21 protein-coding genes and 1 pseudogene are annotated in these 21,368 nt (G+C 64.0%); 15 read left to right on the top strand and 7 right to left on the bottom strand.

The annotated features are described in order from the left end of the window. The 3 genes from NKJ77_RS02885 to NKJ77_RS02875 are packed head-to-tail and all read left to right on the top strand — an operon-like array spanning window position 1 to window position 3,447. Window positions 1-627: a hypothetical protein gene (locus tag NKJ77_RS02885; RefSeq protein ID WP_023683300.1), complete on the top strand. Its 627-nt coding sequence runs from the start codon at window positions 1-3 to the stop codon at window positions 625-627. A 31-nt stretch (window positions 628-658) separates the two neighbouring features. Next, entirely contained in the window at window positions 659-2,023 is a 1,365-nt protein-coding gene (locus NKJ77_RS02880) for a MotB family protein (protein WP_352534187.1), read from the top strand. Beyond that, a complete protein-coding gene (locus NKJ77_RS02875) occupies window positions 2,020-3,447 on the top strand; it encodes a MotC family chemotaxis protein (protein ID WP_352534185.1) in 1,428 nt (475 codons plus the stop codon). The genes NKJ77_RS02880 and NKJ77_RS02875 overlap by 4 nt, the downstream gene beginning before the upstream one ends. A 59-nt stretch (window positions 3,448-3,506) precedes the next feature. Here the strand turns inward: NKJ77_RS02875 and NKJ77_RS02870 are convergent, their stop codons facing one another. After that, window positions 3,507-3,839 (bottom strand): hypothetical protein, encoded by a 333-nt coding sequence (locus tag NKJ77_RS02870; RefSeq protein WP_352534183.1) that lies wholly within the window; start codon window positions 3,837-3,839, stop codon window positions 3,507-3,509. Between the two features lie 576 nt (window positions 3,840-4,415). Here NKJ77_RS02870 and fliK point away from each other — a divergent pair. The 12 genes and pseudogenes from fliK to NKJ77_RS02810 all read left to right on the top strand — a co-directional run bounded on the left by fliK (window position 4,416) and on the right by NKJ77_RS02810 (window position 15,586). Further along, window positions 4,416-4,829, top strand: coding sequence for a flagellar hook-length control protein FliK (gene fliK, locus NKJ77_RS02865; RefSeq protein ID WP_352534181.1), 414 nt, complete (start codon window positions 4,416-4,418; stop codon window positions 4,827-4,829). Then, the gene (locus tag NKJ77_RS02860; protein ID WP_502902114.1) at window positions 4,762-5,349 is read left to right on the top strand and encodes a transglycosylase SLT domain-containing protein; all 588 of its coding nucleotides are present in this window, start codon (window positions 4,762-4,764) and stop codon (window positions 5,347-5,349) included. The genes fliK and NKJ77_RS02860 overlap by 68 nt, the downstream gene beginning before the upstream one ends. 220 nt (window positions 5,350-5,569) lie before the next feature. Continuing rightward, window positions 5,570-6,238, top strand: coding sequence for a response regulator transcription factor (locus NKJ77_RS02855; RefSeq protein ID WP_023683295.1), 669 nt, complete (start codon window positions 5,570-5,572; stop codon window positions 6,236-6,238). Window positions 6,239-6,332: 94 nt separating this feature from the next. Further along, window positions 6,333-7,586 (top strand): flagellar hook protein FlgE, encoded by a 1,254-nt coding sequence (locus tag NKJ77_RS02850; RefSeq protein ID WP_023691731.1) that lies wholly within the window; start codon window positions 6,333-6,335, stop codon window positions 7,584-7,586. A 176-nt stretch (window positions 7,587-7,762) separates the two neighbouring features. Next, a complete protein-coding gene (gene flgK, locus NKJ77_RS02845; protein ID WP_023686357.1) occupies window positions 7,763-9,217 on the top strand; it encodes a flagellar hook-associated protein FlgK in 1,455 nt (484 codons plus the stop codon). A 3-nt stretch (window positions 9,218-9,220) separates the two neighbouring features. Beyond that, window positions 9,221-10,264 (top strand): flagellar hook-associated family protein, encoded by a 1,044-nt coding sequence (locus tag NKJ77_RS02840; RefSeq protein WP_023733444.1) that lies wholly within the window; start codon window positions 9,221-9,223, stop codon window positions 10,262-10,264. Window positions 10,265-10,294: 30 nt separating this feature from the next. Beyond that, window positions 10,295-10,642, top strand: a complete 348-nt coding sequence (gene flaF, locus NKJ77_RS02835; RefSeq protein WP_023671893.1) for a flagellar biosynthesis regulator FlaF — start codon at window positions 10,295-10,297, stop codon at window positions 10,640-10,642. After that, window positions 10,639-11,082 (top strand): flagellar biosynthesis repressor FlbT, encoded by a 444-nt coding sequence (gene flbT, locus NKJ77_RS02830; RefSeq protein WP_023683290.1) that lies wholly within the window; start codon window positions 10,639-10,641, stop codon window positions 11,080-11,082. Before flaF ends, flbT begins: the two co-directional genes overlap by 4 nt. Further along, entirely contained in the window at window positions 11,082-11,489 is a 408-nt protein-coding gene (gene flgD / locus NKJ77_RS02825; RefSeq protein ID WP_023671895.1) for a flagellar hook assembly protein FlgD, read from the top strand. Before flbT ends, flgD begins: the two co-directional genes overlap by 1 nt. Before the next feature lie 24 nt (window positions 11,490-11,513). After that, window positions 11,514-11,780 carry a flagellar biosynthesis protein FliQ gene (fliQ, locus tag NKJ77_RS02820; RefSeq protein ID WP_023671896.1) on the top strand — a complete coding sequence of 89 codons (267 nt, stop codon included), beginning with the start codon at window positions 11,514-11,516 and terminating at the stop codon, window positions 11,778-11,780. Window positions 11,781-11,851: 71 nt separating this feature from the next. After that, window positions 11,852-13,720 carry an asparagine synthase (glutamine-hydrolyzing) gene (gene asnB, locus NKJ77_RS02815; RefSeq protein WP_352534177.1) on the top strand — a complete coding sequence of 623 codons (1,869 nt, stop codon included), beginning with the start codon at window positions 11,852-11,854 and terminating at the stop codon, window positions 13,718-13,720. A 223-nt stretch (window positions 13,721-13,943) separates the two neighbouring features. Then, a pseudogene (locus tag NKJ77_RS02810) lies at window positions 13,944-15,586 on the top strand (MFS transporter). 23 nt (window positions 15,587-15,609) lie between these two features. Here the strand turns inward: NKJ77_RS02810 and NKJ77_RS02805 are convergent. From NKJ77_RS02805 to NKJ77_RS02780, 6 genes are read right to left on the bottom strand one after another with little or no spacing between them, the layout of a single operon-like run. Next, complete coding sequence (locus NKJ77_RS02805; protein WP_081726812.1) at window positions 15,610-15,978, bottom strand: cupin domain-containing protein; 369 nt, start codon at window positions 15,976-15,978, stop codon at window positions 15,610-15,612. Between the two features lie 58 nt (window positions 15,979-16,036). Continuing rightward, window positions 16,037-17,422 (bottom strand): NAD(P)/FAD-dependent oxidoreductase, encoded by a 1,386-nt coding sequence (locus NKJ77_RS02800; RefSeq protein WP_352534175.1) that lies wholly within the window; start codon window positions 17,420-17,422, stop codon window positions 16,037-16,039. Window positions 17,423-17,472: 50 nt separating this feature from the next. Further along, entirely contained in the window at window positions 17,473-18,588 is a 1,116-nt protein-coding gene (locus tag NKJ77_RS02795) for an ABC transporter ATP-binding protein (RefSeq protein WP_023686365.1), read from the bottom strand. Beyond that, window positions 18,585-19,382 (bottom strand): ABC transporter permease, encoded by a 798-nt coding sequence (locus NKJ77_RS02790; RefSeq protein WP_023695739.1) that lies wholly within the window; start codon window positions 19,380-19,382, stop codon window positions 18,585-18,587. The genes NKJ77_RS02795 and NKJ77_RS02790 overlap by 4 nt, the downstream gene beginning before the upstream one ends. Continuing rightward, on the bottom strand, window positions 19,382-20,254 hold the full coding sequence (locus NKJ77_RS02785; protein ID WP_023691735.1) for an ABC transporter permease: 873 nt from the start codon (window positions 20,252-20,254) through the stop codon (window positions 19,382-19,384). The genes NKJ77_RS02790 and NKJ77_RS02785 overlap by 1 nt, the downstream gene beginning before the upstream one ends. Before the next feature lie 22 nt (window positions 20,255-20,276). Further along, window positions 20,277-21,353 (bottom strand): extracellular solute-binding protein, encoded by a 1,077-nt coding sequence (locus NKJ77_RS02780; protein ID WP_023728389.1) that lies wholly within the window; start codon window positions 21,351-21,353, stop codon window positions 20,277-20,279. Window positions 21,354-21,368 lie beyond the last annotated feature (15 nt).

Here is a 21,368-nt window from a genome sequence, read left to right as displayed (position 1 = left end):
ATGGCCTCGGCAGCGCTTTTCGACCTTTTGCCGGATTTCGGCGCACGCAGCCAGCGTGCCGGCCAGCCCTCGCTCGCGGCCATGGCCGAGCCAAGGCCGGAGACGTCGGCGCCGCAGGCCGACATCGGCGCGCTGATCGCCGAAGCGGTCATCGATGCCGAAGCCGCCCTTGAAGCCCGCCTTGCCATCGCCCACCAGGCAGCGCTCGAGGCGCAGAGACAGGCCAACGCCGATGAAGCAAAGGCCTTTCTGGAAAGTTTCGGCGGCGATCTCGGCGCGGTCGTCACTGCCCGTATCGAGATCATGGAGGCGAAGGTCAGCGACCTCGTCGGCGCCACCATTGCGCGCATCATTGGCGGCCTTGTCAGCGACGATCTGCAGAAGCGTTCGCTGGAAGCCCTTGCCGGCACGATCCGCGAAGCCGTCGGCGACAGCGAGGCGGTGCGCATCGCCGTGCGCGGACCGCTGTCATTGTTCGAGGCACTGAAGGCTTCGCTCGGCCCACGCGCGGCCAATCTCGATTTCATCGAGGCGCCCGGCTTCGACCTTACCGTCGCCATTGACGAGGCGGTGTTCGAAACCCGCATTGCCGAATGGTCGGCCGCCTTGTCGGAGGCCCTATCATGAGCGAGGGCCCTATTATGAACGAGTGGACGTCATGAGCGTTGTCGAGGCCGCAGACGCCAGGCACGAGATCATCATCGTGCGGCGCAATCACGACGACCACGACGACGCCCACCACGGCGGCGTCTGGAAGATTGCCTTTGCCGATTTCATGACCGCCATGATGTGCTTCTTCCTCGTCATGTGGCTGATCAACGCCGCCAACGAGCAGACCAAGGCGGCCGTTGCCAGCTACTTCAATCCGGTCAAGCTGGTCGATCGCAACGCCAGCCGCAAGGGCCTCGAAGACCTCGGCGATGGCCCGAGCAAGGTCGGGCTGACGGCGGACGACCCGCGGGACAAGACCAGCAAGGCCGGACAGGACGGCGTCGGCGGCGCCGGTACTTCCGACAAGAAGCAATCGAAGGAATCGGCGCCGAAGACCGATCTTTCCGACGAGCATCTGTTTGCCGATCCCTATGCGGTGCTGTCGGAAATCGCCACCGACACCGGCGTCATGCAAAATGTCAGCGAGAAGGGCGATGGCGGCGCGCAGGCGTCCGGCCCAGCTACCGGCGCATCCAGCGGCCAATCCTACCGCGACCCGTTCGCGCCGGATTTCTGGTCGCAGCAGGTGGCTGCACCAGGCGCCGAAGCCACCGCCGAACGCACCAAGATCGAAGGCGATCCGCTGAAGCCGGGTGACAAGGCGGCACAGACGCAAGTGGCGGAGGTGAAGGCCGTGCCGGCCGCGCCGCCAGCGGCCGCGGCGCCGCCAGTGGCCGCGGCGCCGCTCGAGCCGCTGGCGAAATCCGTTTCCGATAAGCCGCTGACCAAGGCTGAAGCCAAAGCAGAGGCCAAGGCTGAAGCAGCGAAGGCCGAAATTGCAAAGGCCGAAGCCGCCGAAGCACAACCCGCACCCAAACCCGAAGCCGCAGAAAAAGCGCCGACGGCCGCCACTGTTAGAGCCGCGGCGCAGGTCAAGCAGGAACTGGCCGAGGCCTTCAAGCCAGGCGACAAATTGCATAATGGCGTCTCCGTCGAAGCCACCGACAAGGGTGTCGTCATTTCGATCACGGACCAGTTCGATTTCGGCATGTTCGAGATCGGATCGGCGGTGCCTAGGCGTGAACTGGTGCTGGCGATGGAAAAGATCGGCCGCATCGTCAACGAGCAGAAAGGCACGATCAGCATCAACGGCCACACCGACGCGCGGCCATTCCGCAGCGACACTTATGACAATTGGCGGCTGTCCACGGCGCGCGCCCATTCCGCCTACTACATGCTGGTGCGCGGCGGCGTCGACGAGCGCCGCATCACCGAGGTCGCCGGCTTCGCCGACCGCGAGCCGAAAATCGCGGCCGACCCGATGGCTGCAGCGAACCGCCGCATCGAAATCCTGATGGCGACCGACGGATGAGGCGCGCCGCCATCATCGGCGGCGTCGGGCTGCTGCTGCTGAGCGCTGTCCATCCGCCATCGGCCTTCGCCGAGGACGGCTTGCAGCCCTATCAGCTGGTGCGCTCGCTGCAGCTTGTGCAGGACCGCATAGCCGCAGGCGATCACGCCGCGCTGCCGATGCAGGCCAAGCTGCTCGAAATGGCCGACACAAGGCTGCGCGCGGCGAACGCAGACGATTTCCGCGACCCGAAGAATTTTCGCGCCTTGCTGGTCTATGGCATGAGTGGCGGCAACCCCGTCACCGTCGAGGCGGCGGTGTCGCGCGCCAAGGCCGACCCGCAAAGCCTGGCCATCGCCAAGGGCATTGTCGATTATCTGAACGGCCGGCAGGCGGCTGCGATCGAGGCGCTGAAGCCGATCGATCCGATGACCCTGCCCCCCGATCTCGGTGCCTTTCTGGCGCTGGTCAAAGGCTCGCTTCTCGCCACCGAGCAACCGGTCAGCGCGCTTGCGCTGCTCGGCGATGCTCGCCTGCTCAGCCCCGGCACGCTGGTCGAGGAAGCAGCGCTGCGCCGCTCGGTCGGCATCGCCGCCGCGCAAGGCGACGGTGCGCGTTTCGCGCTTGCCTCAACCCAATATGTCGAAGACTACCTCTATTCGCCCTATGCCAGCCAGTTCGCCGACGCCTTCGTCTCCGGCGTCATCGCGCTGCACATGGCAATCAGCCAGGACAAGCTCGCCGACATCACCGCAATGATGGATCCCGAGCGCGAGAAGGTGATCTATCTGCGCATCGCCCGCCGCGCCGCCATCGACGGCTTTGCCGATCTCTCCGCCTTTGCCTCGGCCAGGGCTGAACGGGGCCGCGACGGCATCCACAATCAGGATGATCCGCGCGCCCAGCTCTATTCCAGCCTGTCCACGGTAACGTCCGGCACCATCGGCGAGGTCCGCGCCAAGCTGGACAAGATCGATCGCAACCAGCTTTCGCAAAGCGACCGCGACCTGCTCGATGCCGCGCAGGCCGTAGCCGGTGAAGTCATCGCCCCCCCGGCGCCGTTGCCTGCCGAAAAGCCCGCACCTGCCGCGGCCAGGCAGGAGCCGGTCAAGACCGCGGCAGTGGAAAAACCCGACGAGCCAGAGCTGCCGTCGGTCGAAGGCGCGGTGCCGGAACAGCCAGCCGCCACAACATCGAGTGAACCGGCAGCAACCGACCGACTGAAGGCGGCAAGTGAACCGGCCGCGCAGGCACCAAGCACGCCAGAGGCAAAGGCGGCGGAAACGCCTGCAGTCGCCCCGGCCAGCGATGCGGCTCCGGTCGTGCCGGCATCGGCGCCGGCCCCCGCCGCCGTAGAGCCAGCCGATCCCACCGACGCCGCCATGGCGAGGACGCGTCGCCAGCTCGATTTGATCGACCAGATGCTTGGAGCAGCCCCGAAATGACCACCAATGTTGGCCAGGCCCTGCCGGCTCCCGCGCACGCCGGATCGAAGCAGTCGGCCTCAAACGCCAAGGGCGGCGACAAAAGCTTCGGCGACATGGTGCGCGGCGACGACGATGCGCCGACACCGATAGGCCAGGGAGCAATTGAGGCCGCGTCGCACGAGCTGCATTGGGCCAAACGCAGCCCTGCCGGTCCCGGCAAAAGCGAAATCCCACACACCCAGTCTGGCAAAACGGGGACGAAATCCGCTGCCGGCAAGGCCGCAAAAGAACATGCCGATAGTGGCCCGGACAAACCATCCAAGGACGCTGAGGTGGCCGGACGAGACGCGGATGCAGGATCGCTGCAGGATCATTTGCCACTGGTGCTGGCGTTGCACGATATCAGGCATTTCTCAACGGTCCGGACAAGCGGGAACGGCATCGCGACGAATGGACAGACTGGGCAACCGGCGCCCGCTGGCGAGGCCATTTCTGCACAGACGTCGCCTCTGAAGAGACACCGCGCAGCTTCCGGCATTGACAACAGACTCGACACGACGACGCGATCGGAACGGGCCAAGCCCGGTACCAGCGTTTCCGCACAGGATCAGGCGCAAAAGCTGCCCGCGATCGGGCTCCAGTCCGGCAAACTGCCGCACCAGGATGGTCCGACGCCTCCTCTACCGGCGGACCAGACGGCAAGCGACGTTTCGGCACCCGAGGCAAAACGGTCCGCGCCGTCGGCGAAGTCCGTCGATGGAGCCCATTCCGCGGCATCGTCCACACAGGGAAAACAGCCGCCATTCGCTGCGCGCGTCGACATTGTCGCCGAACAGAGCTTCCCCGCGCCGGCGCATAGTCCGATAAACCAAACGACTTCGGCGCTTATCGACGCGCTGGCTTCGGACAACGGCCTGCGGCCAGCCGTTTCGAGGCCGTCAACGACCGCCCAGACGGCCGGTTCTGTTGCCGTTCCGACACATATATTGAAGATCGAGCTTCACCCGGCAGAGCTCGGCATGGTCACCGCCAGTCTGAGGCTTTCCGGAGAACAACTTTCGATAGAATTGAAGCCCGAAACCCATGAGGCTTACCGCCGTCTCGCCACCGATAGCGACGCCATCGTGAAGTCGTTGCGCGGGCTCGGCTTCGATGTCGACAAGGTCACCATCCTGCAACCTTCGATAGCAGTCCACGCAGGGGTTCGCAGCGATGCAGCGAACTCGCAGCCAATGCCGCAAGGCCGCGACCAGTCCGCTTTTCAGCCCGGAAACTCGAGCGGCAACAATACGGGTTCGGGCGGCCACCAGTCGGGAAGAAACCGCAATGACGATGCCCAGGAATTCGGCCGCGCTGGCGCGCCTGCTCGCGAGCGTGCTGGCGACGATATGTTTATCTAGCCTCGCCACCAAGCCGGCCACCGCCGCCACCAACCCTTGCGAGCCCGAGATTTTGCGTGCCGCCGACCGCTATGGCGTGCCCACCGGCATCCTCTATGCGGTCGGGCTGACCGAGACCGGCAAGAAGGGTAGCTTGCAACCTAATGCGCTGAATATACAGGGGAAAGCGGTATTTCCAAGGAACCGCACCGAGGCCATAGCCACCTTCGAAGCAGCCCGGCGTGAGGGCAAGACGCTGATCGACCTCGGCTGCATGCAGATCAACCATCACTATCACGCCGCGCATTTCCGCAGCGTCGACGACATGCTCGACCCGCGCCAGAATGTCGACTATGCCGCACGCTTCCTGGCCAGCCTGCATGCGCGTCATGTCAGTTGGTCGATGGCCGTCGCCCGCTACCACGCCGGCCCCGACAATGATCCCGCGCAGAAATTCTATGTCTGCCGCGTCATCGCCAATATGGTCGCCACCGGCTTCGGCAAATGGACCCCGAACGCCCGCAACTTTTGCAACCCTTAGGTGAATCATCTCTTGCGAACGGCTGCAAATCCACGCCCGGCGGTTGACGTGCCACGTCACCCGTTCGGCAACCAACGATACAACCTCCTGATTGCGGTTATTTCGAAACTCGAAATAACTCCCAAGAAAATAGCTACAAGAAATGATGGTTGTTCAGGATTCCCGGCACCGGTTACGGCTCTTCCCACGGGGCAGATGATCTGATTCGGAGGCGGGGCCGATGATTGTAATCGTTGACGAGCGTGAGCTCGTAACTGAAGGCTATAATTCACTTTTCGATCGTGAGGGCGTCGCCTGTGCAGGCTTCGCGTCCGGCGAATTCGGCGAGTGGGTGACATCGGCCGCCGACACGGATTTGCGATCGGTCCGAGCCTTCCTCATCGGCGACTGCCGCGAAGGCGCCATCTCGCCACGCCAGATCCGCGACCGCACCGGCGCTCCGGTCATTGCGCTGAGCGAACAGCACTCGCTCGAGAATACGCTGCGGCTGTTCGAGAGCGGTGTCGACGACGTCATCCGCAAGCCGGTCCATATTCGGGAGATCCTGGCCCGCATCACCGCCATCCGCCGCCGCGCCCATGAGGACGTCAGCTACACCGAGATCGGCGCCATGCGCATCTTCATGGATGGCCGCGATCCCGAGATCGATGGCCAGCCGCTGCCTCTGCCGCGTCGCGAACGCCGCATCCTCGAATATCTGGCGAGCAACCGCGGACGCCGGGTCACCAAGACCCAGGTCTTCAACGCCATCTACGGCATCTTCGACGAAGAGGTCGAGGAGAACGTGGTCGAGAGCCACATCTCCAAATTGCGCAAGAAGCTGCGCGAAAAGCTCGGCCAGGACCCGATAGATTCCAAGCGCTTCCTTGGCTACCGGCTGGTGTTCTGATGGCGGTCTGCGCCAGCCTCGCGCAAGACAAAAATTATATCCTCGCGACCACAGACATGGGCCCAACGATGTTGGGCATTGAGGAGACGTTTCGATGAGCCTTTACGGAATGATGCGGACCGGCGTTTCCGGCATGAACGCGCAGGCCAACCGCCTTTCGGCGACAGCCGACAACATCGCCAATTCCGACACCACCGGCTACAAGCGATCCTCGGCCGAGTTTTCGACGCTGATCATGCCGCAGGTTGGCGGCGCCTATAATTCCGGCGGCGTCAACACCACCATCCGCTCGGCCATCAGCGCCCAGGGCGTGCTGCAGTACACGACCTCGGTTTCCGACCTTGCGGTCAACGGCAACGGTTTCTTCGTCGTCCAGGACCCCAGCGGAACGCCTTTCCTCACCCGCGCCGGCGCATTCGTTCCCGACGCTCAGGGCAGGCTGGTCAACGCCGCCGGCTACCAGCTGATGGCCTACAGCTACGCCAACGGCACACCGGCTGCCACCGCCAATGGTTTCGAAGGGCTGGTGCCGGTCCAGATCTCCGACCAGGAAATGACCGCGACGCCCAGCACCGCGGGCAATTTCAACGCCAATCTGCCGGCCGGCGCCACGCCGCCCGCCGGTCCGCTGCCGTCCACCAACAGCCCGACGGCGGAATACACGTCGAAATCCTCGATGGTCACCTACGACAATCTCGGCAACAAGAAGCTGCTCGACCTCTATTTCACCAACACCGGGACCGGCACCTGGTCGGTCTCTGTGTTCGACCAGTCCCAGGCGACGCCGGGCACATCCTTCCCCTATACGGGCGGCGCGCTGGCCACGGCCAACCTGACCTTCGACACCACCACCGGCAAACTCACCGGCGCCGTCGATTCGATTACCATCCCCGTACCGGGCGGTGCGTCGCTCGACCTCGATTTGTCCAAGCTGACTCAGCTCGGCACCGGCTTCACGGTCTCCGAAGCCAAGGTCAACGGCAACGCGCCCAGCACGATCGAAAAGATCCAGATCGGCGAGGACGGAGTCATTTACGCCCAGTATCAGGACGGCTCGACCAAGCCGCTGTTCAAGATTCCACTGGCCGACGTCCAGAGCGCCGACAACCTCACCGCACTGCCTGGCAATGTCTATGCGCAGTCCACCGACTCCGGCACCGTGCGCATCGGCTTCGCCAACGAAGGCAAGCTCGGCAGCATCATCTCCGGCGCGTTGGAAAATTCCAACGTCGATATCGCCGAGGAATTGACCAACATGATCGCGGCGCAGCGCAGCTACACCGCTAACTCGAAAGTGTTCCAGACCGGTTCCGACCTCATGGATGTCCTTGTCAACCTGAAGAGATAAACGACGGGCGCCAGGGGAATGAACCCAAACCAGAGCAGCGCGGTGCGCGGATTTCGAATTCAAGGCCACACCGGCAAACCGGCCGGGGTGGTCTGGAATTGCAGGTTTCCGAACGCCGATGCCGCCGACAGGGCAGAGACGTCATCCCGTCCCCACTGGCCTCGTGAAAGACCCGCATGTCGCTGACTTCCGCATTGACCATAGCCCAACAGTCGCTTCAGACCACATCGAAGCAGACCAGCGTCCTTTCCCGCAACATTGCCGACGCCAGCAACCCCGACTATGCCCGCCGCACGGCGGTCGTCGTCAGCAGCGCGCCCGGCGCCCGCTCGGTCGAGATCCAGCGCGCCACCAACGCCCTGCTGTTTCGCCAGAACCTTAGCGCGCAATCGGCATGGAGCGGCCAGAGCACGCTTTACAGCGGAATTGACCGCCTCGCCGTTGCCGTCAACGGCGTCGACAACGCCTCCTCTGCCTCGACCGCGATCGGCAAGCTGCAGAACGCGCTGCAGCTTTACGCCGCTACGCCATCCAACCAGAACCTCGGCTCCAGCGTCATCGACGCGGCCCAGCAGGTGGTGCGCGCTCTGAACGACGGCACCAACGCGATCCAGGATTTCCGCACCCAGGCCGATGGCGAGATATCAACGGCGGTTAACGATCTCAACTCGCTGCTTAGTCAGTTCCAGGACGCCAACAAGGCGGTCATCTCCGCAACCCGTTCGGGTACCGACGCATCCGACGCGCTCGACCAGCGCGACGCTTTGCTGAAGAAGATCGCGGACTATGTGCCGGTGTCGACCTTCACGCGTGGCGACAACGACATGGTCATCACCACCAAGGATGGCACGACACTGTTCGAGACCATTCCGCGCTCGGTAAGTTTCACCCCGTCGGCGGGCTACACGGCCGGCACACCAGGCAACACCATCTACATCGACAATGTGCCGGTCAGCGCCGGGGCTGGCGGCAACACCAGCGCCGACGGCAAGCTCGCCGGGCTCATCACCTTGCGCGACGGCGTCGCGGCGACGATGCAGAGCCAGCTCGACGAAGTGGCGCGCGGCCTCATCACCGCCTTTGCCGAAACAGCACCTTCGCAGCCCGACCGAACCGGCCTGTTCACCTGGTCGGGTGCGCCCGCCATTCCGGCCGCCGGCACGCTGATCGACGGGCTTGCCGGCTCGATCAAGGTCAACGCCGCAATGGACTCGAGCGTCGGCGGCAATCCGGTGCTGCTGCGCGACGGCGGCGCCAATGGTGCGGCCTATATCGCCAACACTGCCGGCAACGCCTCCTATTCGCAGCTCTTGATCGGCTATGGCGACAAGCTCGACAAGCCGATGCCTTTCGACGCTGCGGCCGGCATCACCGTCACGTCCAGCGTGTCCGACTACGCCGCCAATGCCATTGGCTGGTTCGAAGGCCAGCGCCAGCAGGCCTCGAGCAACGCCGACGCCAAGGAAGCGCTGGCATCGCGCACCGCCGAGGCGCTGTCCAACGACACCGGCGTCAATGTCGACCAGGAGATGTCGCTGCTGCTCGACCTCGAACACACCTATCAGGCCTCGGCGCGCATGATGAAAACCGTCGACGACATGCTGTCGGCCCTGCTCGATGCCGTGGGATAAGCCATGAAAGCCACATCCGTCTCCTCAGCCGCTCTCTCCAACGCCGCGCGCTATCAGCAGATGCGCATGCAGGGCGAACTGGTCAAAGCCACCAAGGAATCGACGACCGGCACCGTCGCCGATGTCGGTCTGGCGCTCGGCGCGCGCACCTCGCAGGCGGTCACCTTCTCGCGCGACCTCGACCGGTTGAACGTCATCATCGATTCCAATTCGCTGGTCACCGCGCGGCTGTCCTCGACGCAGGCTGCGCTTGGCCAGCTTTCCGACACTGCGCAGAATTTGCTGACCGCACTGACCGCCGCCGGCAATTCCTCGAGCACCATCACGCAGCAAGCCGGCAAGGCCGCCGTGCAGCAGATGACCTCTATCCTCAACGCCAGCGTCAACGGCGAATATCTGTTTGCCGGCACCAACACCGACGTCAAGCCGATCGATGACTTCACTGCCGCCGGCTCGCCGGCCAAGGCGGCGTTCGACGCTTCCTTCTCGTCGTATTTCGGCTTCACGCAGACCGATCCGCTCGCCGCCAACATCACCGCCGCCCAGATGGATAGCTTCATCACCAGCAATGTCGTGCCGCAGTTCATGGGCGCCGGCTGGCAGGCCAACTGGTCGAACGCCACCGACCAGCAGATCGTCAGCCGCATTTCGCTGGGCGAAACCACCCAGACCTCGGCCAGCGCCAATGAAGACAGCATCCGCAAGCTCGCCATGGCTTCCGCCCTGGTCACCGGCCTGCTCTCCGGCAACATCAGCCAGGCGGCGAAGACCACCGTCGTCGGTCGCGCCCAGGCGATGGTCGGCGAGGCGCTGGGCGGACTCGGCCAGTTGCAGGCCGAGACCGGCCTTGCCGAGAAGCGTGTTTCCGACGCGAGCGACCGCATGAAGACGCAGGTCGACCTGTTCGAGCGCCATATCCTCGATCTGGAGGGCGTCGATCCGGCCGAGGCCGCCACCCGCGTCGCGGATCTGACGCAGCATATCGAGACGTCCTTCGCGCTGACCGCGCGCCTGCAGCAGATGAGCCTGCTGAACTACCTGACCTGACAATCTCAACCGCAACGGTAGAGCCAAACGATGTATCAATTCTCCTACGCCGACATCCAGACAGACTCCGTTGCCGATGCGAAAGATCGCGAGCGGCAGCTTTTGACCCGCTCGATCGAAATGCTGGCGGCGGCGGCGGCGGTCGGCCACACCTCGATGGAGGCGGTCGAAGCGCTGCACTTCACCAACCGGGTCTGGACCACCTTCGTCGAGGATCTCGGTTCCAGCGACAATGTCCTGCCCAAGGAACTGCGCGCCAACCTCATCTCCATCGGCCTGTGGCTGCTGCGCGAGGCCGAGGACATCCGCCAGGGCCGCACCGACAATTTCGAAGGGCTGATCGAAGTGTCCCAGATCATCCGGGACGGCATTCAATGACCAACACGCTGAAGATATCGCTGAAGCCGAACGAGAAGATCTACATCAACGGCGCCGTCATCCGCGTCGACCGCAAGGTCACCGTCGAGCTGATGAACGACGTACAGTTCCTGCTCGAGAACCATGTCATCCAGGCCGACGATGCCTCGACGCCGCTCAAGCAGCTCTATTTCATCCTGCAGGTGATGCTGATGAACCCGGCCGGCGCCATCGAGGCGCGCGCCATGTTCCGCCGCTCGCTGCCCTTGCTTTTGGCAAGCTTCGAGGATGAGCAGATCAGTGGCGCGCTGAAGCAGATCGACCGCATGGTCGGCGAGGACCATATCTATGAAGCGCTGAAGGCTATCCGTGCGCTTTATCCGCTCGAACGCCGCGCACTTGGCGGCAACGACGATGTTCAGGGTGCGAAGCGCCCGCTGGCCGTGGGAGCACAATACTGATGAATGTGGACATGACGACGACGATCCCCACGGGTGCCAACCAGGGTACCCAGCAGACATCGAAGACAGCGGTCGACTACCAGTCGTTCCTGAAGCTGCTGATCGCCGAGATGAAGAACCAGGATCCGACGAAACCGATGGATTCGACGCAGTATGTCGCCCAGCTCGCCACCTTCTCGCAGGTAGAGCAATCGGTGCAGACCAACACCAAGCTCGACCAGATCATGCAGTCGTCGGCGCTATCGCAGGCCGATGCCCTGATCGGCCGTTCGATCACCTCGGCCGACGGCAAGACGACCGGCGTCGTGGCCTCGGTCAAGCTTGCAAGCAACGGCGTGATCGCCGTGCTGCAGAACGGCACCGAAGTGCCGGTCGGCGCGGGCGTTTCGATAAAGCCGGCCAGCTAGACAGTTCCATAGAGGCGCGCTCACATGAACGAGGCCGACGCCCTAGACATCGTCCAGTATGCGGTGTGGACGGTGCTCGTCGCGTCCGCGCCGGTGGTGCTGGTTGCCATGGTGGTCGGCATCGGCATCGCGCTGATCCAGGCCCTGACCCAGATCCAGGAAATCACCCTGACCTTCGTACCCAAGATCGTAGCCATCATGCTGGTCGTGGCGCTGACCGGTCCGTTCATCGGCAGCCAGATATCGGCCTTCACCAACGTCATCTTCGAGCGCATCGAAAACGGGTTCTAGGCAGCGCTTGCAGGCGGCTGTGTTCCGGCTAGATTGCAGGCCATGACTCAGGCAGAACTCACCGGCAGGCCATGTGCGGAATAGCCGGCGTCTGGCGCAAACGAAACCCGATCGACGCCAACGACCTGTCGGATGTCGCCAGCATGATGCAGGCGCTGGTACATCGCGGCCCCGACGATCATGACAGCTGGCACAACAATCGGCTGGCGCTCGGTCACCGCCGACTTACCATCATCGATCCCTCGCCCGCCGCCCGTGAGCCGATGCTGACTTCTTCCGGCGATGGCGCTCTCGTCTACAATGGCGAGGTCTACAATTACCGCTCGCTGCGCGAAACGCTGCAGGCGCAAGGCGTCGTCTTTCGAACCATCTGCGATGCCGAAGTGGTTCTCGAAGCCTTGCATCACTGGGGTCCCGAAAAAGCCGTGCCGCTGTTCGACGGGATGTTTTCCTTCGCCTATTTCGACGCTCGCAGCAGTGCGCTGTGGCTTGCGCGTGACCGTCTTGGAATCAAGCCGATGTCGGTGGCCGACACGCCGGAGCGAATCCTGTTCGCCTCGGAGGACAAGGCGATCCTCGCCTGCGACGGTTTTCCGCGCGACATCGACAGCCGCGAGATCACCTTGCGGCTTGCCTGGCAGAGCCGCGATTCCAGCTACAGCCTGTTCGACCGCATCGAGCGCCTGCCGCCCGCCGGCCTGTGGAAGATCACCGATGGCGTTATCGAGAAGCGCCGCTTCTGGCATGTGCTGGACGTGCTGGAGACCGCGCGCATTACCGGCGATGCATCCGCTGATGCTGAACACATGGCGACGCTCGAGGCGTTGCTCAAGGACAGCGTCGGACTTCACTGCATCGCCGATACCAGCGTTGCCACCGCCTGCAGCAGCGGTGTCGATTCCGGCCTGATAACGGCGCTGGCAAAGCGGTTCAGGCCGGAAGTCCACGGTTATGTCGTCGACCCGCAGCTCGGCTACAGCGAGGCCGAAGACGCCGAACGCACCGGCCGCCATGTCGGCGTGCCCTTGCGCCGGGTGCCGGTCGACAGGAACCGGTTTTTCGAACTTTGGCCAAGGGTAATCTGGCATCTTGAAAGCGATGGCTGGCACGCCAGCCATGTCGCACTGCTGGCGCTTGCCGAACGATGCCGGGCCGATGGCGTCAAGGTGCTGCTCACCGGCGAAGGCGCAGACGAATTGTTTGGCGGCTACCCCTTGCAGGCCTTGAGCATGAAGAAGTGGCGTTCCTGGTCGTGGCCCCGGCGCCTGGTCCATTCGAAGCGCTCGCTCGACCGGAGATTCGAGCAACAGCGTCATGCCCCCTACAAGGTCTCGGCTGGAAGCCACTCACAAATGGATCGCAGCATGGTCCTGCGTGCTTTGTCGCCGGAGCTGAATTTCCTGCAAACCGAGATCTTCGACCGCCTGGAGCCGGTTATGCCGCCCGCGGATCGCGCCTTTCTCGGTAGTTGCCTCTACGACCTCTATTCGCATCTGCAGGACATACTGCACCGGCACGACCGGCTGAGCATGGCGGCGTCCGTGGAACTGCGGGTCCCGTTCCTGGAAAACCGCCTGATCGACTTCGCCATCCATTTGCCGAGGCGGCAGAAATACCGCGACAAAACAGGAAAATGGCTTTTGCGAAAGGTCGCTGAAAAGCATATTCCGCGCCAGAACGTCCAGGCGCGCAAGATCGGCTTCGAGATGTCGTCGCAATTTTCGGCCGGCACGGAGACTTTGCTACGCGGCGGTTTCCTGCGCGATGCCTTGAAATGGCCCGCCGCGAATTTGGAGGACATGGTCCAGTTGGCGCGGCGCGAGCAACCGTCCAGGCTGCGGCTTGTCGGCATGGAGCTTTTCCTGCGCCTTCACGCCGGCGGCGAGACGACAGGCACGCTGACCGAAGCCTTGCATACCGCTGCCCGGGACAGAAGCTGACTTCGCGCGCGGCCGACAGCCCCGAGCAGTGGACCAATGAGAACATCGCTCTGGGTAGCGAACCCTTCCCGGCTGACGTATTTTCGCCTTGCTATCCTGTTGTTGGACCATGATCTTTTTCGAAGACGCGTTCGCCCTTTTGGATGTCGTGCTCTATTTCAAACGGATGCCATGATTGTCGTCCCGGCGGACGAAACCAGCACGTTAAGGTGGGACAGGTCTGATGATCGATGACGAGCCGGACAGCGAACGCGTTTCGGCGCTGGCGCCGTTCCGGCACGGCATCTTCCGCGCCGTCTGGTCGGCCAGCCTGGTGTCGAATTTCGGTGGCCTGATCCAGGGCGTCGGCGCCGCCTGGATGATGACCACCATCGCCACGTCGCCCTATCAGGTGGCGCTGGTCCAGGCCTCGGCCACTCTGCCGATCATGCTGTTTGCACTCGTCGCCGGCGCCATCGCCGACAGCTTCAACCGGCGCAAGGTGATGCTGATCGCCCAAATCTTCATGCTGGTCGTCTCTGCACTTCTAACGCTGTTCACCTGGAACGGCTGGATGACACCGTGGACGCTGCTTGCCTTCACCTTCCTAATCGACAGCGGCACGGCGCTCAACAACCCGTCCTGGCAGGCATCGGTCGGCGACATGGTGCCGCGCAACAAGCTGCCGGCCGCGGTTGCACTCAATTCACTGGGCTTCAACCTGACACGCAGCGTCGGCCCGGCGATCGGCGGCATCATCGTTGCCGCCGCTGGTGCGGCTGCTGCGTTCGCCGCCAATGCGCTGAGCTATATAGGTCTCATCATCGTGCTATTCCGCTGGAAGCCGGAGCTGCCGGTCTCGACGCTACCGCGCGAGACGCTGGGCGCCGCCATGGGCGCCGGCCTGCGCTATGTCGCCATGTCGCCCAACATCGGCAAGGTGCTGGTCAGGGGCTCCGCCTTCGGCTTCAGCGCCGGCGCGGTTTTGGCGCTGCTGCCGCTGGTGGCGCGCGACGTCGTCAAGGGCGATGCCTTGACCTACGGCATCATGCTCGGCGCCTTCGGCATCGGCGCCGTCGGCGGCGCGCTGATCAGCGTGCGTCTCAGACAATTGCTATCCAGCGAGACGATGGTGCGGATGCGTTCGCCGGCTTTGCCGTCTGCGCCTTCAACGCCGCCATCAGCCTCAATGCCTGGCAGACTGCGGCGGGTTTGCTCATCGGCGGCGCCTGCTGGGTGATCGCGCTGTCGCATTTCAACGTCACGGTGCAGATGTCGACGCCGCGCTGGGTCGTCGGCCGGGTGCTGTCGGTCTACCAGACGGCGACCTTCGGCGGCATTGCGCTGGGCAGCTGGATCTGGGGCGTCGTTGCCGATGCGCATGGCGCCGAAACCGCGCTGATTGCGGCGGCCATCGCGATGCTTGTTGGCGGCGCCATCGGCCTGTTCCTGCCGCTGCCGCAGCAGACGACTCTCAACCTCGACCCGCTCAACCGCTTCAAGGAGCCGCATCTCGGCCTCGACCTGAAGCCGCGCAGCGGCCCCATCGCCATCATGATAGAGTACATTATCCGCGACGAAGATGTACCCGAATTCCTCGCCACCATGGCCGAGCGCGGGCGCATCCGCCGCCGCGACGGCGCCCGCAACTGGACGCTGGCTCGGGACCTAGAAAATCCCGCAGTCTGGATCGAACACTACCACACGCCGACCTGGCTGGAATACATCCGCCACAACCGGCGCGCCACCCATGCCGACGCCGTCGTCGGCGAGCGGGTGCGGGCGCTGCACAGCGGCGACGAACCGCCGCGCGTGCGCCGCCTGATCGAGCGCCCGACGACCGCCGGCACCGCGCTGGTCTCGCCGAAGGGGCCGATCGATCACTGAGCTCGCCATAGCCGTAGCGCCGGTCAGCCGGCGCTCTGGATCATGTAGAGCTTGCGCGTGGTCTCGCGTATCAGCCACTCGCCCTTCCAGCCCTGCGGCAGGACGAGGAGATCGCCCGGACCGAGTTCCCGCACCTCGCCATCGATGCGGCTCAGTTCCACGCGCCCCGAAATGATGTGGCAGATCTCCGACGAGTCCGAACGATCGGCGGTGAAGCGGCCGGGCGTGCATTCCCAGATGCCGACATCGACAGTCCCGTCCGGCGATTGAAAGAACGAGCGCACGGCCTCGACCTGATCCCCTTCAATCGAGGTTGGCTTAGGAGAGAACGCGCCGATCTCGGCCTTGGCGAGATCGTGGAAGGTCGAAAGATCGATCAAGTCTAGCTCCATGGATAAGAGCAATTCCAGGAAAGCGGTCTGCCCCGGAATTGCGTGAGAACAAATGGCTTTAGTGGCCGGTGATGCTGTCGGCCAACGCGGCCAGCTTCGAGGTGTGCGCAAGGCCTGCCGCCTCACGGCCATCGGCAATGCGATAAAGCTGGTACATCGAATGCACGCCCAGCCAGCGGAAGGGCTCCGGTTCCCATGGCCTGACCTTGCGGTTGACCCAGGGCAGCTTCGTCAGCTCGGTGTTTGCCCCGAGAACAAGGTCAGCCAGCGTGCGCCCCGAAAGGTTGGAGCTGGACACGCCGAGGCCGACATAGCCGCCGGCCCAGCCGATGCGGGTCGCGGGATCGAGGCCGACCGTGGTGCACCAGTCGCGCGGCACGCCGAGCACGCCGCACCAGGCGTGATCGATGCGGCATCCCTTGGTCTGCGGCAAGAGCGTCGTCAGGATCGTGTGCAGCTGGTCGATCGTGGCCTGCTGCGTCTGGCCGTTGACGTCGGTGCGCGAGCCGTAGCGATAAGGCACGCCGCGTCCGCCCATCGTGATGCGTCCCTCACGCGTGCGCTGGGCATAGCAATAGGCATGCGCCGCATTGCCGAGCAGTTCGTGCCCTTCCCAACCGATGTCGCGCCACAGGTCGGCAGGCAGCGGCTCAGTCACGATCTGCGCGCTGTTGAGCGCCAGCCAGGTCCGCTCCTCGCCGGGGATGCCTGATGTAAAACCCTCGGTCGCGCGGATGATCGTCTCCGCCTGCACCGTACCGCGGTCTGTCGTCACGCTGCCCTTGGCGATGCTTGTCACCGTCGTCTTCTCATAGATCGGCACGCCCAGCCGCTCGACGGCATCGGCAAGCCCGCGCACCAGCTTGGCCGGCTGCACCCGCGCCTGGCCATGGACGACGAAGCCGCCCATGACGTTACGGATGTTGATGCGCGTGCGCGTTGAGGCGGCGTCCAGCATCTCGACGCGGTTCGGGTCGACATCCCAGGAACGGATCGTCTCGCATTCTTCGCGCACGCGCTCCAACTGCGCTGCGTTGGTGGCCACCGTCAGATTGTCGACGCGGCGAATGTCGGCGTCGATGCCTTCCTCGGTCGCGACCCGGATCACTTCATCAACGCAGCCTGCCATCGCCGCCTGCATCGCCATCACGCCTTGGCGGCTCGATGTCTTGAGATATTTTTCGCGCGACCAGCTGAAGCCGCCCGACAGCCAGCCGCCATTGCGCCCCGAAGCGCCGAAGCCGGCAAATTCGCGCTCGACGATCACGACGCGCAGCGATGGCTTCGCCTTTTTCAGATAGTAGGCGGTCCACAGGCCGGTATAGCCGGCGCCGACAATGGCGACATCGGCCTCGATGTTTCCAGGCAAGGACGGGCGCGGAACGGGAACCGCCCCCAGATCCGCATACCAGAACGATATGTCGCCGTTGCGCTTGGCTTGCATGGAATGACTTTCAGATGGGATCAGGCCAGATGGGATCAAGCCAGATGGAATCAGGTGAGTGTGGTGTCGGCGCTTGCGTCGTCCGCGAGCAGCTTGGCATCGCTGCCGTCGAAGCAGAGCTCGACCTTGTCGCCGAGGCCAAAACTCTCGCCGGTCAGTGGTGAGCGCACGATCGCGGCCGAGCCGTCGGCGAGCTTAACTTCGTATTTCGATTCCGAGCCGAGATAGATGGCTTCCGCGATCGTCCCCGACAGGCGGTTGGCGCCATTGGCAGCACTTTGGCCGGCTCTTCGGATCGCGAGCTTTTCGGGACGCAGCAGCATCACCGGACTGGCTTCTCCCGACAGCTTACGCGGTACCGTCACCGTCTCGCCGGCGATGCTCAGCGCGGTGCTGTTGCCATCGCTGCGCGCCTTGCCGCGCAGCACGGTGGAATCGCCGATGAAGCGGCCGACGAACAGCGTTGCCGGCTCGTCATAGAGCTGGCGGCCGGTGCCGACCTGCTCGATGCGCCCGCGGTTGAACACGGCGATGCGGTCCGACAGCACCAGCGCCTCTTCCTGATCGTGCGTGACATAGACGAAGGTGGTGCCGAGTTCGCGATGGATGCGCTTGATCTCGAGCTGAAGCCATTCGCGCAGCTTCTTGTCGAGCGCGCCGAGCGGCTCGTCCATCAGGAGCAGCGGCGGGTCGAAGACGATGGCGCGTGCCAACGCCACGCGCTGCTGCTGGCCGCCCGACAATTCGCTGGGATAGCGATGCGCGAAATCGCCCATCTTGACCATGTCGAGCGCCCTTGCCACGCGTGTCTGCCTCGTCGCCTGGTCGACGCCGCGAAGCGTCAGCGGATAGGCGACGTTGCGGCCGACGCTCATATGCGGGAACAGCGCGTAATGCTGGAAGACGACGCCGATGTTGCGCTTGTGCGCCGGCACGCCGACGACGCTTTTTTCCCCGACCAGAAGCTTGCCGCTGGTGACATCGGTGAAACCGGCAATCACGTTGAGCGTCGTCGTCTTGCCCGAGCCGCTGGGGCCGAGCAGCGTCATGAACTCGCCGGGCTCGATGCGCAGCGACACGCCGTCCAGCGCCTTGAAGCCGCCATAGGCCTTGCTGATCGCTTCGAGATCGATCGCCGCGCCCTTGCTTGTCGGCTTCGGATTCATTGGCGTCCTTTCCGCTCGCGGCCAAGAAGGAGCATGCCGCCGCCGATCAGGATCGTGGTCGCGAAAAGCAGGATCGTGCCGACAGCCGCCACCGTCGGATCGGCGTCGCGCGTGATCGAGGCAAAAATCTGCACCGGCAATGTCTTGAGATAGGGGTTCGTGATGAACAGCGACACGACAATCTCGTCGAACGAGGTGGCGAAAGCGAACAGCAGGCCTGAGAGCACGCCCGGCGCGATCAGCGGCAGCGTCACCGTGCGAAACGTGGTCAGTGCGCCGGCGCCCAGGCTCGCGGCGGCTGTCTCCAGCCGGCGGTCGAACACTTCGAGACTGGCCGAGACCGCGATCAGCACGAAGGGCAGCGCAAGGATGGTGTGGGCCAGCACGAAGCCGAGCAGCGTGCCGACGAGCTGCGTGTCGAGATAGACGGCATAGATGCCGATCGCCAGCACCACGCCCGGCACCACCATCGGCGTCAGCATCAGCATACGCAAAAGGTTCGCCGGCCGCGCCTTCATGCGGTCGAGGCCGAAGGCGGCAAGCGTGCCGAGCACCGTTGCCAGGACGGCAACGATGGAGGCGACTTTCAGCGAGTTCAGGAAGCTGTTCGACCAGTCCGGATTGGTGGCGAAATTCTGGTACCACTGCCAGGAAAAGCCTTGCGGCGGAAACGCCAGCGATTTGTTTTCGTTGAACGACATCGGCACCACGACCAGCGTCGGCGCCACCAGCCATATCGCCACCAGCAGGCAGACGAGCCCGAGAAGAACGCGGGTGAGCGGCTTCATCTCCATCAGCGCCGCCCCGCTTCCCGATGACTGGACCGCATCACAGGTGCTGCCAGCGCCAGCAGCACGAAGGTGGTGACCAGCAGAACGACGCCCATGGCGCCGCCCCTGCCCCATTGCAGCAGGCTGAGCACCTGCGTCTGCACCAGCGTCGACAGCATGGTCGAGCGCGGGCCGCCGAGCAAAGCAGGCGTGATGTAGAAGCCGAGCGACAGGATGAAGACGATGATCGCGCCGGCATAGACGCCGGGCAGCGACAGCGGCAGATAGACGGTGAAGAACGCGCGCGACGGCCGCGCACCGAGGCTTTGCGCCGCACGCATCAGCCTGAGGTCGATGCCTTGCATCACGGAATAGAGCGGCAGGATCATGAACGGCAACAGCACCTGCGCCATGCCGATGACCACGCCGGTCTGGGTGCGGATCAGCTTGACGCCGCCGAACCCGACCGAGCGCAGCAACGAATTGATGACGCCCGAATCCTGCAGCAGGATCACCCATGACAGCGTTCGCACCACACCACTCACCCAGAACGGGATCAGCACGCAAAGCACAAGCACCAGCCGGACGCGCGGCCCGACCGCGGTCATCAGATAGGCATAGGGATAGGCCGCGATGACGCAGACCAGCGTCACCCAGGCCGAAATGACGAAAGTCCGCTGCAGCACTGTCAGGTTGACCGGCGCGCCGAAGAACCAGGCATAGTTCTGCAGCCCCCACTCAGGTTCCGACAGGCTGCGCAGCACGATGGTGAGCAGCGGATACCCGATCACCGCGACGAGCAGGATGAGCGCCGGCGCCGTGAGCGCGAACGGCCGCCATGCCCGACCCGGCCGCGCATGGGCGGCGGGTTGGGCGATGGGTTCGGACGCGCTCACGGCCTGGCTCTCACTTGGCTGTTCAGTTGCCTGCCATCAGCGCCGACCACTTCTCCTGCGCCACCGGGAAGTTCTCGACCCAGAACTTGATGTTCTGCTTGTAACCCTGCTTCTGGCGCTCGGGCGTGTTGGTCAGGAAGGCGGCGACCGACGCATCGACCTTGGGCTGCGCGTCATTGTTGATCGGCGTATAGGAGGTCTGCTGCGCCAGGATCTCCTGCGCCCCCTTGCCGAGATAGGCATTGAGCAGCGCATAAGCCGCATCCGTATCCTTGACGCCGACCGGAATGGTCATCTGGTCCATCACCACCAGCCAGTCCTGCCAGGCCGGCGCATATTTGGCGCCGTTCTTCACCGCCGTCATGGCACGTCCGGTCCACATCATCAGCATGTCGGCTTCGCCAGATTCGGCAAGCTGCTGCGACTCAGCGCCGGTCTTCCAATAGATCGTGTCGGGACCGAGCTTGCGGATGACATCGATGGCCTTGTCGATGTCGGCCGCCGTCATCGCCTTCGGGTCGCCGCCAGACGCCTTCAACGCCTGCTCCAGCAGGCCGCCCGTCGGGTCGCCCGAACCGTCGAGCGCGCGCGTGCCGGGGAATTTTGCCGTGTCGAAGAAATCGGCCCAGTTCTTGGGCGGGTTATCCCCATACTTCTCCTTGTTGTACATCAGCACGACGCCGTAGTTCATGGCCGGCACCGAGCATTCGCCGACCTGGCCCTCGGGCACCTTGGAGACGTCAAGCTTGCTGAAATCAAGCTTCTGGAACAGCTTGCCGCAATAGACGTAAGGCGGCAGGTCGGCGGTGTCGACGACGTCCCAGGTGACGTTGCCGGATTCGACCTGCGCCTGCAGCTTGGCGATCTCTGTCGGCCCGTCATTGAGCAGCGTGGCGCCGGACTTTTCGACGAACTCCTTGAGCGCGGCGGCCTGGCCGTCCTGGTAGATGCCGCCATAGGAGACGAGCGTCAGCGTCTTGCCCTTGAGCGAGCCTTCCTTGACCTCACCCGCGACAGGCTTTTCCTGCGCGAACGCTGCGGTTGCCAGAACGCCGAGCGCCAGCACGGCGCCAAGGCCAAGATGTCTTGTTTTCAGCATGATTATTGTTCTCCC

The sequence above is a fragment of the Mesorhizobium sp. M0052 genome (assembly GCF_040323255.1).
Classification (GTDB): Bacteria; Pseudomonadota; Alphaproteobacteria; order Rhizobiales; family Rhizobiaceae; genus Mesorhizobium.
Note: the sequence above shows the minus strand (reverse complement) of the source record. Positions and strands in the feature narration are given on the sequence as shown.

Coding starts and splice junctions, on each gene's coding strand:
- NKJ77_RS02870 (WP_352534183.1), bottom strand. CDS start 3,839: ATGCCTGATATCGTGCAACGCCAGCACCAGTGGCAAATGATCCTGCAG.
- NKJ77_RS02790 (WP_023695739.1), bottom strand. CDS start 19,382: ATGGAGATGAAGCCGCTCACCCGCGTTCTTCTCGGGCTCGTCTGCCTG.
- NKJ77_RS02800 (WP_352534175.1), bottom strand. CDS start 17,422: ATGCAAGCCAAGCGCAACGGCGACATATCGTTCTGGTATGCGGATCTG.
- NKJ77_RS02840 (WP_023733444.1), top strand. CDS start 9,221: ATGAAAGCCACATCCGTCTCCTCAGCCGCTCTCTCCAACGCCGCGCGC.
- flgK (WP_023686357.1), top strand. CDS start 7,763: ATGTCGCTGACTTCCGCATTGACCATAGCCCAACAGTCGCTTCAGACC.
- NKJ77_RS02885 (WP_023683300.1), top strand. CDS start 1: ATGGCCTCGGCAGCGCTTTTCGACCTTTTGCCGGATTTCGGCGCACGC.
- asnB (WP_352534177.1), top strand. CDS start 11,852: ATGTGCGGAATAGCCGGCGTCTGGCGCAAACGAAACCCGATCGACGCC.
- NKJ77_RS02850 (WP_023691731.1), top strand. CDS start 6,333: ATGAGCCTTTACGGAATGATGCGGACCGGCGTTTCCGGCATGAACGCG.
- NKJ77_RS02880 (WP_352534187.1), top strand. CDS start 659: ATGAGCGTTGTCGAGGCCGCAGACGCCAGGCACGAGATCATCATCGTG.
- fliQ (WP_023671896.1), top strand. CDS start 11,514: ATGAACGAGGCCGACGCCCTAGACATCGTCCAGTATGCGGTGTGGACG.
- NKJ77_RS02805 (WP_081726812.1), bottom strand. CDS start 15,978: ATGGAGCTAGACTTGATCGATCTTTCGACCTTCCACGATCTCGCCAAG.
- flgD (WP_023671895.1), top strand. CDS start 11,082: ATGAATGTGGACATGACGACGACGATCCCCACGGGTGCCAACCAGGGT.
- flbT (WP_023683290.1), top strand. CDS start 10,639: ATGACCAACACGCTGAAGATATCGCTGAAGCCGAACGAGAAGATCTAC.
- flaF (WP_023671893.1), top strand. CDS start 10,295: ATGTATCAATTCTCCTACGCCGACATCCAGACAGACTCCGTTGCCGAT.
- NKJ77_RS02860 (WP_502902114.1), top strand. CDS start 4,762: ATGCCCAGGAATTCGGCCGCGCTGGCGCGCCTGCTCGCGAGCGTGCTG.
- NKJ77_RS02875 (WP_352534185.1), top strand. CDS start 2,020: ATGAGGCGCGCCGCCATCATCGGCGGCGTCGGGCTGCTGCTGCTGAGC.
- NKJ77_RS02855 (WP_023683295.1), top strand. CDS start 5,570: ATGATTGTAATCGTTGACGAGCGTGAGCTCGTAACTGAAGGCTATAAT.
- NKJ77_RS02795 (WP_023686365.1), bottom strand. CDS start 18,588: ATGAATCCGAAGCCGACAAGCAAGGGCGCGGCGATCGATCTCGAAGCG.
- NKJ77_RS02780 (WP_023728389.1), bottom strand. CDS start 21,353: ATGCTGAAAACAAGACATCTTGGCCTTGGCGCCGTGCTGGCGCTCGGC.